A 12976-nucleotide genomic window follows, 5' to 3' on the forward strand; every position below is an offset into this window, starting at 1 on the left:
TTACAATTAAAAATCAATTCCTACACTCAAAGAATAGATCCGGGTAAGCGGGTAGCGCCCATTATCAAGACCAATTGCCTGATTACCAGCATCTACATTAGCCCCTACATAAGAGCCCACTTCAGGATCATAGCCAGAGTATTTGGTAAATGTTGCCACATTCTGAGCACTCAAGGTTACGCGAGCGCCACGTACTATTTTCTGCTTTCCTATAATGGAACTAGGTAGGTTATAACTTAGGCTGATATTTTTAATTCTTATGTAAGACCCGTCTTCTACGTTTCTGGAAGTGTGCCTGTTGAAGTTATTATTAAGGCTATTCGGATTGATTCTGGCTATATCGGTGCCTACATTTTCTAATACAGGATTGCCATCAGCATCTGTACCAATCTTAGCATAATCCATAGCATCTAGCAGCAGGTTTCTACTGAGGTTAATATTATTAGGATCGGTGTTCTCCCTATTTACATAATTATAAATATCATTCCCTTGAACACCAGTAACTAGAACACTCAGCTCCAAGCCCTTGTATGAAAAGGTATTAGTAATACCTGCAAAAAACTTAGGCCATGGATTACCAATATAAGTTTGATCATAAGTGTCAATTATTCCGTCTGGTGTACCGTCTGGTCCACTGATATCTCTGTATTTATAATCACCCACCCATATTCCTGATGGATCGATTTTGATTTTATCACCATTATTATCCACTGGTATGGCGCTAGCTTCTATTTCATCTACAGACTGAAATATGCCATCTACCACATATCCATAAAATAACCAGGGAGCTTCTCCTACAGTAGCTCGTTGGGTCCAGTCATCCATCCACCAAGATGTTCTGGAATAGAAACCTGTAGGAGTGCTTAGGGCAGTAATCTCAGTATTTATATGAGAAACATTAAGGTTAGTTTGCCAGGTAAAGCCATTGTTATCTATGTTCACCGTATTTAAAGCAATTGTCCACCCTTTATTTTCCAGCGAACCTAAGTTTACATAAGGGTTAGCAATACTCCCTGTTCCATTCACCCCTAGATAAGATGGATTGGCTGCCGGCGTTAAAAGGTTATCGGTCTTTTTAATGTAATAATCTAATTCTACTTGTAATCGATTATCAAAAAAAGACACATCTAAGCCAAAATTATTGGTTTTAGTCTCTTCCCAACGAAGATCAGAATTAGGGTATCTTGCTAAGGCAAAACCTGTACCCCAAGGCGTATTTATGGCATTCAAAGATCCATATATGTATCCTCCTCCGCCCTGATTACCGGTAAGGCCGTTTTCATACCTTAACCTCAGGTCATTGATCATGGGCAATTCAAAAAATCGCTCTTCAGACACTCTCCATGCCACTGAGAACGAAGGGAAGTAGCCCCACTTATTGTTCTCTCCAAAATTAGAAGAGCCATCAGCCCTAAAGGCGGCCATTAACAAATACCTATCATCATAATTATAATTAGCCCTTGCCAGATAAGATTCCATAGCCCAACTACCTTTCCCTCCGCCATTAGAGGCCGTGGCATCATTACCAAGATTAAGATCTATAATATTTTCTACTATAAAATCGGATATACCTGCTGATACATTTTTCCAGTGCGATTTTTGAGCTTCATGACTGGCCATGACATTAATATTGTGTTTACCAATAACCTTCACATATTGCAACATCTGGTTCCAGTTCCAATAGGTATTGCTATTAGTATACTCACTCAAATTAGCATAATCCCTCCTTTGTGAGCCAAATTGATAGGAAGGCTGAAAATAAGTTACTTCACTATTTTCCCAGTTACTATTTAGGCTACTTTTGAATGTAAGGCCTTTCATTAATGTGAGGGTTACATTAATGCCTCCTAAAAGTTGCCTTTTTAGTTTATCATTAGTTGTAATATTAGCCAAACCAATAGGATTTGGTAGCACAAATTGTTCTGCAGGGTTATTATCTACATCTCCACCTCCATACGTACCATCAAAGTTTCTTACTGGTATATTCGGAGAGAGTTGTAAGGCCGTAGATATTATATTTTCCTGGCTGGTGGTAAGTTTTTCATTGGTCTGATTATAACTCAGATTAACACCTATTGATAGCCAGTCATTAGCCTGATTATCCAGGTTTAACCGAGATGAATACCTCTCAAAGCCAGAACCTATTGCAATACCCTCCTGATTCATATATTCACCAGAGAAATAATATTTGGTCTTATCACTACCTCCGCTCAGGCTAAGCTGGTGCTTATTCATAGTTGCCTTATCAAATAAAGCACCTTGCCAATCAGTTCCCTCTCCTAAAATAGATGGATCCAAATACTCCACTGGCACTTCTCCGCCTTCTATTTCATGATATTCGTTCACCATCTGAGCATATTGCCTCAAATTCATCACATCTAGAGTTTGAGGTTCGCTTTGAACACTAAACTGGTAGCCATAAGTAATTCTAATATCTCCGGCTTTACCTCTTTTGGTAGTAATTACCACTACACCATTTGTAGCTCTAGAGCCATAAAGTGCCGTGGCCGAAGGCCCTTGAAGAATTTCCATAGAGGCAATATCTGCAGGATTAAGACCTGATAAAGGGTTAGATGAACTTTGAGGGCCTGAGGCCTGCTCAGCTTCTATCTGTACACCATCTATAACATATAAAGGTTGTGTATTTCCATTAATAGAACTTACACCTCTAATATTAATAGACATGCCTCCCCCTGGCTGGCCAGAGTTTTGAGTAACGTACACCCCAGCCGCCCGCCCTTGTATGGCCTGCTCTATGGTTGTATTTACCGTTTTTTCCATTTGCTCTGCACCTACAGTAGTGTGCGCACTGGTAAGATCTTTTTTTCTGATGGATCCATACCCGGTAATTACCACCTCTTCCAATTCAGTAATATCATCTGAAAGAGCCGCATTAACCACAGTCCGATTGCCTATAGGAACTTCAATCGTAGCATATCCAATAAAAGAAAAGACCAACACTGCATTTTCTGGCACCGCCAGACTATAATTCCCCTGAAAGTCAGTAGTAGTTCCTTTTGTAGTTCCTCTAATGATTACATTTACACCTGGTAAAGACTCGCCGTCTGACTGCGAAGTAACTTTACCATGAATAGTTTTATCCTGAGCCCAGGATGCTCCTATGACACCAAAGCATAGTAGTAGTAGTAACAGTTTTTTCATAGTTAGGTAGGTTTAAATTCACTCAAACCACTCACCACCCACTTATTACAATCTGTTTGAAAATGATAGCAAAAAAACCAAACGTTTGCATAAAGAAGTAGATTAATGAGAATATTCAGTGATTTTCATATACTTAATTTATAGCATATAAATAAACATTACCATACTTTGAAATAAATGCCCTTGCATTATGTTACATCCGTCTCAGTTATACTCAAGAAGAGTTACTGTAGGCTAAATTGAAGATGATTTTCTAAAAAAAACTCTGGTGATTTTTGAAGGCAAGTGAAAGAAAAGCTCCGTCAATTGTAAAAAATTAAATATAATTTTACGTCGATTCTTTTTAAATATATCATTTCAGTGATAATAAAAAATTCCACAAATACAACTATTAATTTCTGAAATTTAAATGCACATTTGAATGACCAAAATCAAAAAATTGATTTGCCGCGTTAACAATAAAAGTTGCTTTAGTTATGCTTCATGATTCTGATGTATTTATGAACAAGGTGGAATTAATTATGGAATCTCCTACCGAAAGAAATAAATACAAAGGCCTTGATAATATGAATGATAGACTTGATTTCTTAAGAAATCATTTTATCATGAATGAAATGGCCATACGTTTATTTGAACGAAAATATTTGCTTTCAGAGAAAAGCAGAGACGATTTATTGTCTACTATTGATGACATTATTAAAAAGTGGGATTCATAAAGAACCCCACTTTTTCATTAACCTTCTTTCTGAATCATTCCCCCGCCATTCGCCCTGCCGAAGTCTCCAGATTAATTCCTATCTGACCATTTATCATTTTTAGTCAACCAATCAAATTCTCCTTAGTTTTACAAGTAGAACCTATTTAATTTTATGAGAAATATATTTACATGTATTGCCGTATTTTTTTGCCTCACTGCATTTGCTCAGCAAGGACCTCCTCCGTCTAGCAATCAGCAGATAAAAGGTAAAGTATCCGGTACTTTATTAGACGCCACCACAGGATCTCCGTTATCTTTTGCCTCCGTGGTTTTAAGAAACCCCGAAACCAATAAAGATGTAAACGGTACCATTTCCGAAGAGGATGGCAGTTTCAAACTGAATAATATCCCATCAGGGGATTATAAGCTGTTAATTTCTTTTGTGGGCTACGAAACCATCACTAGAGACGTAAGTCTTACCCCTAAAACTCCTGATGCCAACTTGGGCAACGTAAAACTAACTGGCTCGTCTACAGAATTAGAAGAAGTAGTAGTAAAAGGGCAAAAGGACCTGATTGAAAACAAAATTGATAAAATTGTTTACAATGCAGATCAAGATGTAGCCAATGCGGGAGGAGATGCCTCTCAGGTATTAAGAAGGGCTCCTTTACTTAATGTAGACCTGGAAGGCAATGTATCCATGCGCGGAAATCAGAATGTTAAAATCCTCATAAATGGTAAACCTTCCAGCATGTTTGCCAGCAATCCTGGCGAAGCTTTAAAAGCCATCCCATCAGATAATATCAAAAGTGTAGAGGTCATAACCACCCCCTCTGCTAAATACGAAGGTGAAGGCACTGCAGGTATTATTAACATCATTACCAAAAAAGGAGAGGCGGAAGGCTTCACCGGTAATGTTGATCTCACAGTAGGATCTCGTTTTAATAGAGGATCAGGAAGCATTACTGCAGGCAAAGGCCGATTCGGCTTTAACGCCAATATTAGCAGCTTTATGCAATGGCCTCAAGAAGGTAACTCTAATTATTATTCGGAAGATTACACCCGTCAGAGAATACAAAAAGAAGATGGAACTGATGAATCAAATCGAGGTGGATATTTTGGTAACATCGGAGCATTTTATGACTTCAATGCTTTTCACAGCCTTTCTACGTCATTTAGAGTTAGAAAATTTGCTTTTGATTCAGACAATGATGTATTGGGTACCATCACCGCACCGAGTATAAATGAACAGTATTTAAGAACTACTGATAGCGAAAATGCTTTCGGTGGTTTTGAATGGTCGCTTGATTATATCTTCAAGTTCCCCGGCAAAGAAGGTCATGAACTTGCAGCCTCTTATAAGCTTGATAATAACACACAAGATCAAGACTATAGAATTACTCAAACAGATTTATTAGCGGCTCCAGAAACCTATGATATTAATGAAAAAAACATCAATGATGGGGATAATAATGAGCACGCTTTCCAACTGGATTACACCAACCCGATAAGCAAGAAGTTTACGCTTGAAGCTGGAGCTAAAGGTATATTAAGAAACTTAACTAGTGATTATAATTACCAAATATACAACAATCAATCTCAGCAGTTTGTAATTCAAGATAACCGTAGCGATTACTTAGATTATAATCAAGATGTTTATGCAGGATACCTCTCTGGTAATCTAAAACTAGGAAGCAAGTATGGCATACTAGCTGGGGTTAGATATGAATACACAGAAATATCTGGTAACTTCAGAGATGCCAATGATGATAATTTTGGCAATGACTATGACAACTTCTTACCCAACATTACTGTAAGCAGAAAAATAGGCAAAATGAATAGCCTAAAAGCAAGCTTTAGTCGCAGGATCCAAAGGCCAAGCTTGAGGTATATCAACCCATATGAGCAAATCTCAAACAATAATAACGTTAGCTATGGTAATCCTGAACTGAACCCTGAGCTTACCGATCAATATGAAGTAGGCTACAGTGCATTCATAAAAGGCGCCTCGCTCAATGCCAGTGTGTTCTATAAAAGAACTACCGATGTCATAGAAAGCTATCTAACGGTAAACGAAGATGATATTTATGAAACCACTTACCTTAATATTGGAAAGAACCAATCTTACGGTATCAACTTATTTACCTCTGTGAAGTTCTTTAAAATCTGGACAGTAAGAGGAGGATTCAACCTATACACATATGATGCTGAGGGTGTAATTGATGGCGAAACTGTAAGCAACGATGCAGTACTATGGGATGGAAACCTTAACTCTAATATTACTCTAGGAGATGACTGGATCATTGATATGTTCGGCTTTTATAGACCTAAAAGACAGACCTTACAAGGTTATATGCCTTCCTTTTCCATTTTTAGTATGGGAATCAAAAAGAAAATATGGGGAGATAGAGGAAGCATAGGAGTGAATGTGACTCAGCCATTCAGTAAATATCAGACTTTCGGTACTGAATTAAAAGGAGACACCTACTATCAGACAAGTGAAAACCAGATACCATTCAGATCATTCGGGATTAACTTCAGCTATAAGTTTGGTAAGCTTGACTTCAAACAAAGACAAAGAAGAAGCAAGATACAGAATAATGACCAAAAACAGGGAGGAGATGCTCAGCAGTCTCAATTCTAAAGGTTAGATATAGAAATTTATTAAGAAGGCCGTCTTAAGCATTTTAAGACGGCTTTTTTATTTCCTCAGACTCTCTATTCAATTGGAGTTAAAGCTTATTATATCCTATTCATTAACCCTACTTAAAGAGTTAACCTAAACCTCTATCGGGTGCCCAGAATTCATCAGACTCATTAAGAAGTTTAGATTAAGTAAGCTTTTATTCGTACCTCCGATGGGTTTATTCTCATCACTATATAACAATCAAGACCTTATGAACCACCCATAATTCATGTCAACGCTTTACGTATAATAAATTCATTTAAAACTATCAGGCATAAAAAAAGCCCCTGAGGAAAATTCCTCAGGGGCTTTTTTATTTTAAAAGATAAACTACTTAAGAATTAGTTCTTCTCTTCAGTGCCTTCGGCATCATCAGATGAAGCTTCTTCGTCAGTTGTTTTTCCTTCCATTTTATCTTTCAAAGCACTAAGCGCTTCTAAGTCACCTAAAGTAGACTTTTCAGTATCGCTATTTACTTTAGATACTCCGCTAGGTTTAGCTTTCTTCTTAGGAGCAGCAGTTGTAGTTGCTTTAGGCTTCTCTTCTGTTTGAGAATAAACAGCTCTGTGAGATAATACAATTCTCTTATCATCTTTAGAGAATTCTAATACTTTAAAGTCTAAAGTTTCGCCGTTTTCAGCTTTAGAACCATCTTCTTTTTGAAGGTTTTTGCTAGCGCAGAATCCTTCAATACCGTAAGGAAGCTCTAAAGTAGCACCTTTTTCATTCTGTCCAAGTACAGTACACTTGTGAACAGATCCTGGAGTAAATACTGTTTCAAAAGTATCCCAAGGATTTTCTTCAAGGTGTTTGTGGCTAAGTGCTAATCTTCTGTTATCAACATCTAATTCAAGAACCATTACTTCAAGCTCTTCTCCTACTTTTACGAATTCAGAAGGGTGCTTGATTTTCTTAGTCCATGATAAGTCAGATACGTGAACAAGGCCGTCGATACCTTCTTCAAGCTCAATGAATAGACCAAAGTTTGTAAGGTTTCTAACCACACCTTTGTGCTTAGTACCTACAGCGTATTTAGTCAATACATCTTGCTTAGTCCAAGGATCTTCAGTTAATTGCTTGATACCAAGAGACATTTTTCTGTCTTCTCTGTCTAGCGTAAGAACTACAGCTTCTAGTTCATCTCCAATGTTAATGAAGTCTTGAGGATTTCTTAAGTGCTGAGACCAAGACATCTCAGATACGTGGATAAGACCTTCAACACCAGGCTGGATTTCTAGGAATGCACCATAATCAGCCACGTTTACAATCTTACCAGTTACTTTAGAACCTACATCAAGCGTTTCAGGAAGTGAATCCCAAGGATGAGCAGTAAGTTGCTTCATACCAAGAGAAATTCTCTTCTTATCTTCGTCAAAGTCAAGAACTACTACCTTAACTGTTTCATCAAGGTTAAGTACTTCTTCAGGGTGATTAATTCTACCCCAAGAGATATCAGTAATATGAAGAAGACCATCAACACCACCAAGATCGATGAATACACCGAAGTTAGTCATGTTCTTAATAGTACCTTCAAGTACTTGTCCTTTCTCAAGGTTGTTTAGAATTTCAGCTTTTTGCTCTTCAAGATCTTTCTCGATAAGTACTTTGTGTGATACTACTACGTTATCGTTAGTGTAGTTGATTTTTACAACTTTCACTTCCATAGCTTTATCTACAAATACATCGAAATCTCTGATAGGCTTCACATCAATTTGAGAACCTGGCAAGAAAGCTTCTACTCCATATATATCAACGATCAAACCACCTTTAGTTCTGCGTTTCACAAAACCTTCGATAACCAGATCATTTTCATATGCTTTTGTAATATGATCCCATGCTTGAACGATCTTAGCTTTTCTTCTTGAAAGAACTAACTGACCGTTAGCATTTTCCTGCTCTTCGATGAACACTTCTACTTTGTCACCTACTTTAAGATCAGGAATATCTCTAAATTCAGCAGCAGATACTAAACCGTCTGATTTAAATCCGATGTTAAGGATAACATCACGGTCATTCACTCCTACTACAGTTCCTTCTACAAGTTCTTTCTCCTCGATAGTAGTCAATGTATCTTCGTACATTGCTGCCATCTCCTCTTTTTTCTTCTTAGAGTAACCTTCACCAAATCCTTTGGTTTCGAAAGCTTCCCAATCAAAATCTTCAGGAGAAGTTTGTTCTTGTTTTGGAGCTGATTTTTTGGGCTGTTCTGCTTTAGCTTCAGTGTTAGCTGCTTGAGCGTTTTCTTCAGCTGCAGTGTTTTTTTCTTCGTTTGCCATATTAAATAAGTTGCTCTACGTTACATGCTACCCCAGAGCAATCAGGCAGCAAATTTAATGGTACATTTTCTCTTTCAATTTTCAATCAAAAGAGGGTGTTCACACGAACGGAGCGCAAAGTTAAATAATTATTTTTAATTATGATAGCATACGAATATTTAAAGATGCCATTTTAAGGAATGCTTTCAAAAGTAAGGGTGCCCAAAGCATAATCTAGCAATAAATTTTGAAACATTAATGTATACCTGGATTGGGCCGCATCGTTCTGAGCCCTGGTATAATCTTGATTAGCCTGCGTATATTGAACTAAATCAGAAATTCCAAGCCTGTTTCGTTCACTTTCCAGCTCAAAAGACATCTCTGCAGCCTCTAGCTGCGATTGTGATACTAAGTAGGTATTTAAGGCATCATTCAAATTTTGGTAAGCAAGAAGCACATCCGACTTCACTTGCAATTTAGTGTTTTTAGCATCTAATTCAGCATTTTCATAGTCTATTCTCGCTCTCACAACGTTGCTTCTAGTCTGAAGCCCTCTAAAAATAGGTATATTCATACTCAGGCCGTAAACTGACTGGGTATTATCTTTGGTAAATTGCTGCTCAAAAGTTCTGTTTGAAGGATCCGGTATACCTTCAGAAGGATAAACATAGTTATAGGCAGACCCATAAGAATAAAAAGCAGCAATAGACGGATAATAATTTCCTTGCCTTGCTTTATATCCTAAGAAAGAAGCCTTTTCCATAGACTCTGCACTTCTTAAATCTGCCCTATTATCTAAAGCCACCTGATACAATTCTTCAACTTTAAGACTATTAGCCTGATCAAGTTTCCAATCTGGCTCCTGTAAAACAAAAGGTAACTCTGGTTCTCTTTGCAAAAGCAATGCTAACTGAACCTTATCGTTATTAAGCTTATTGTTAGACCTTAGCACGGCCAGTTCAGCACTCTTCACCTGATAGGCCTGATTGTATTGATCGACCTCGGCTACACTACCTGCTTTTACCTGCTCTTCTATCTGATGTAATTTTTCTTGTTGGGTTTTTAAATTTGCTTTATCAATATCTCTTAGCTCTCTATCTAATAAACATTGAAGATACTGAGAAGCCACTTGCTGTATTACATCTTCACGACTTCTTTTCACTCTCTGCGCCTGATAATCTACCAACTCATTGGCCTGACGCATAGCATTGATTCTATTAAAACCATTGAAAATGACAACTTCAGCATCAATAGAGCCATACACATAGTCAACTTTACCATTTATTACTCTACCCTCCTGTTGGTTAAAAGAATTACCATCAGTTCTTCTTACTGAAGCATTTCCTTCTACTGTAGGGGCTAAAGAGGCTATTCTGGATGCCTTTTGCACCTGATTATAAATCATCTCATTATTCTCCTTAGCCAGATTGTTATTATTCTTAAGAGCTACATTTACGGCTTCTTTGAAAGAAAGCACAGTAGTATCAGCCTGTTGGCAAAATGCGGGAATACCACCAATGGCAGATAGCAATATTATTAAAAATCTTTTCATATCAGGAATTTATTTTTTCTTTAGTATCCGACTCCACCGCACCATCTACTAACTTTATCACTCTTTTACCGTAAGAAGCTGCCCTTTCAGAGTGAGTTACCTGAATAATGGTCATCCCCTCTTCATTAAGCTTTTGAAAAATACTCATGATTTCATCTCCCTGCTCACTGTGTAGGTTCCCTGTAGGCTCATCAGCCAATAAAAGCTTGGGCTGACCAATGATAGCTCTTGCCACCCCCACCAGTTGCTGCTGCCCACCTGACAGCTGCTCTGGAAAAAGGTCTTTCTTTGCTACCATTTGAAACCTGTCTAGCATTTCGGCTACCATACTCTTTCTCTGAGCACTTTTAACACCTTTATATAATAGAGGTGTCTCTATGTTTTCATAAACTGTAAGCTCGTCTATTAAATGATAGGCCTGAAAGATAAAGCCAATGTAGTGCTTGTGCATTTCAGACTTCTTTCTCTCCTTCATTTTATGCACAGGTTCATCAAAGAAGTAATACTCTCCCTGAGAGGGCTCATCCAGCATACCTATAATATTCATCAGGCTGGATTTACCGGCACCGCTGGGCCCCATAATGGTTAGAAATTCACCTTGTTCAACTTCCAGATCTATACCTTTCAATATAAAGGTGCGTTGAAACCGGGAGTCTACATACTTATCAATATCTTTCAGTTTTATCATGCCAGTTTAGTCTGATTAAATAATTCAATTTCCTTTTGCCAATAAATATGCCAATAGTCATAATGACCTTAAAGAGCAAAAAAAGACACTTTACACACTATTTACCGCACTCACCCTCGTCCGCTAATGAAACAAAGTGTCTGATATCGAACATCTGACTTACAAAGTGAAACATTCAACTTCATACACCGTTCATATTGTAATTAAAGCGTTAATCTTGCATTAACTCATGGATCAAAATTTCATCAATCAATTATATAAAAACCATACGCATTGCAAAGAATGCCCTCCTGGTTCTTTAATACATTCATTTTTCGAACAATTATTAGGAGTTTTATTTCCAAACTTTGCCAATGAACCCGTTCGCTCAGAGGATGAGTTAAACAAGAAAATAGAACAGGTTACCGCTCTGCTCCACAGGATTTTAGTAAAAAATCAGAACGGTCAAAAAAACGAAGAGATAGTATCCTCTTTTTTCAATTCTGTAGAAAGCATTTTCAATGAGCTTCAAACCGATATTGAAGCCACCTATTTGGGTGATCCCGCCGCAAAAAGTAGAGAAGAAATTGTACGAGCTTACCCTGGCTTCTATGCTATAGCCGCTTACCGCATTGCTCACCAACTTTATAAACAAAACATTGAAAATATCCCCAGACTAATTACTGAATACGCACACAGCAAAACGGGAATAGACATTCACCCAGGTGCCAAAATCGGAAAACATTTCTGTATAGACCATGGTACTGGTATAGTGATAGGAGAAACGGCCGTAATAGGTGAAAATGTAAAACTTTATCAAGGAGTAACGCTGGGAGCATTAAGCGTAAGAAAAGCAGATGCATTAATACAAAGGCACCCCACCATTGAAGATCATGTCATAGTATATGCCGGAGCTACCATTCTGGGCGGGAATACGGTGGTAGGACATCATTCTGTAATTGGTGGTAATGTATGGCTTACCAGTAGCGTAGCACCTAATAGTAAAATATATTACAAGGCGCACATGCATAATGAATTAGACAAAACAACAGATACGATAATATATAAACCATAATGAATTTATTCGATCTTATCGGTAATACACCGCTTATAGAAATTCAAAATATATACAAAAAAGAAGGCGTAACCATACTAGGCAAGTTAGAAGGAAATAACCCTGGAGGAAGTGTAAAGGATAGAGCTGCCTATGGTATGATAAAAGGCGCACTAGATAGAGGAGACATTAAAAAAGGAGACAAATTAGTAGAAGCTACCAGCGGAAACACAGGGATAGCCCTAGCCATGATAGCACAAACTTTTGGTCTGCAGATGACTTTGATAATGCCCGAAAACTCTACCAGAGAAAGAGTACTAGCCATGAAAGCATATGGAGCAGAAGTAATACTTACCCCTGCGGATAAAACGATTGAATACTCTCGAGAGCTAGCGGAAAAAATGGCCAATGAAGAGGGTTATTACATGCTTAATCAGTTTGCCAATCCTGACAACTATGGCATGCATTATAAAACTACGGGACCAGAAATTTGGAACGCAACCAATAAAAAGGTCACTCACTTCGTTTCTGCTATGGGGACCACCGGAACTATTATGGGGGTTTCCAAGTATTTAAAGGAACAAAATAATGAAATTCAAATAGTAGGCACTCAGCCCACTGAAGGGTCGAGCATACCGGGGATAAGAAGATGGTCTCCTGAGTTTTTACCGAAAATCTTTGATTCTTCACGCGTGGATAGAACTATAGATGTAAGTGAAGCCAATGCCCGTGATATGGCAAAAAGGCTAGCAAAAGAAGAAGGCGTATTGTCAGGAATGAGTTCTGGAGGGGCCTTATCTGCTGCAATACAAATCGCTGAAGAAATAAAAGAAGGAGTAATTGTTTTTATCATTTGTGATAGAGGGGATAGGTACCTGAGTTCTGATCTATTTGACTAAAAAA

At 37.9% G+C, this 12976-nt stretch carries 8 protein-coding genes; 4 read left to right on the forward strand and 4 right to left on the reverse strand.

The window, feature by feature from the left end; all coding sequences use genetic code 11:
• Positions 1 to 6 precede the first annotated feature (6 nt).
• Positions 7 to 3162: a SusC/RagA family TonB-linked outer membrane protein gene (locus tag JL102_RS05675; protein ID WP_202243270.1), complete on the reverse strand. Its 3156-nt coding sequence runs from the start codon at positions 3160 to 3162 to the stop codon at positions 7 to 9.
• A 476-nt stretch (positions 3163 to 3638) separates the two neighbouring features.
• Between JL102_RS05675 and JL102_RS05680 the strand changes: the two genes are divergently transcribed.
• Complete coding sequence (locus JL102_RS05680) at positions 3639 to 3878, forward strand: hypothetical protein (protein WP_202243271.1); 240 nt, start codon at positions 3639 to 3641, stop codon at positions 3876 to 3878.
• Between the two features lie 153 nt (positions 3879 to 4031).
• Positions 4032 to 6503 carry a TonB-dependent receptor domain-containing protein gene (locus JL102_RS05685; protein ID WP_202243272.1) on the forward strand — a complete coding sequence of 824 codons (2472 nt, stop codon included), beginning with the start codon at positions 4032 to 4034 and terminating at the stop codon, positions 6501 to 6503.
• 383 nt (positions 6504 to 6886) lie between these two features.
• Here the strand turns inward: JL102_RS05685 and rpsA are convergent, their stop codons facing one another.
• From rpsA to JL102_RS05700, 3 genes are all read right to left on the reverse strand, one after another.
• Entirely contained in the window at positions 6887 to 8821 is a 1935-nt protein-coding gene (gene rpsA / locus JL102_RS05690; protein WP_202243273.1) for a 30S ribosomal protein S1, read from the reverse strand.
• A gap of 172 nt (positions 8822 to 8993) precedes the next feature.
• The gene (locus tag JL102_RS05695; RefSeq protein ID WP_202243274.1) at positions 8994 to 10352 is read right to left on the reverse strand and encodes a TolC family protein; all 1359 of its coding nucleotides are present in this window, start codon (positions 10350 to 10352) and stop codon (positions 8994 to 8996) included.
• A gap of 1 nt (position 10353) precedes the next feature.
• A complete protein-coding gene (locus JL102_RS05700) occupies positions 10354 to 11040 on the reverse strand; it encodes an ABC transporter ATP-binding protein (protein ID WP_202243275.1) in 687 nt (228 codons plus the stop codon).
• A 229-nt stretch (positions 11041 to 11269) separates the two neighbouring features.
• On the opposite strand from JL102_RS05700, the gene epsC reads away from it, so the two are divergent.
• The gene (epsC, locus tag JL102_RS05705) at positions 11270 to 12094 is read left to right on the forward strand and encodes a serine O-acetyltransferase EpsC (protein ID WP_202243276.1); all 825 of its coding nucleotides are present in this window, start codon (positions 11270 to 11272) and stop codon (positions 12092 to 12094) included.
• Positions 12094 to 12972, forward strand: coding sequence for a cysteine synthase CysM (gene cysM / locus JL102_RS05710; protein ID WP_202243277.1), 879 nt, complete (start codon positions 12094 to 12096; stop codon positions 12970 to 12972). Before epsC ends, cysM begins: the two co-directional genes overlap by 1 nt.
• The last annotated feature ends 4 nt before the right edge of the window (positions 12973 to 12976 follow it).

This window comes from Fulvivirga sediminis (assembly GCF_016757215.1).
Taxonomy (GTDB): domain Bacteria; phylum Bacteroidota; class Bacteroidia; order Cytophagales; family Cyclobacteriaceae; genus Fulvivirga; species Fulvivirga sediminis.

Coding starts and splice junctions, on each gene's coding strand:
- JL102_RS05675 (WP_202243270.1), bottom strand. CDS start 3,162: ATGAAAAAACTGTTACTACTACTACTATGCTTTGGTGTCATAGGAGCA.
- JL102_RS05680 (WP_202243271.1), top strand. CDS start 3,639: ATGCTTCATGATTCTGATGTATTTATGAACAAGGTGGAATTAATTATG.
- epsC (WP_202243276.1), top strand. CDS start 11,270: ATGGATCAAAATTTCATCAATCAATTATATAAAAACCATACGCATTGC.
- JL102_RS05695 (WP_202243274.1), bottom strand. CDS start 10,352: ATGAAAAGATTTTTAATAATATTGCTATCTGCCATTGGTGGTATTCCC.
- cysM (WP_202243277.1), top strand. CDS start 12,094: ATGAATTTATTCGATCTTATCGGTAATACACCGCTTATAGAAATTCAA.
- rpsA (WP_202243273.1), bottom strand. CDS start 8,821: ATGGCAAACGAAGAAAAAAACACTGCAGCTGAAGAAAACGCTCAAGCA.
- JL102_RS05685 (WP_202243272.1), top strand. CDS start 4,032: ATGAGAAATATATTTACATGTATTGCCGTATTTTTTTGCCTCACTGCA.
- JL102_RS05700 (WP_202243275.1), bottom strand. CDS start 11,040: ATGATAAAACTGAAAGATATTGATAAGTATGTAGACTCCCGGTTTCAA.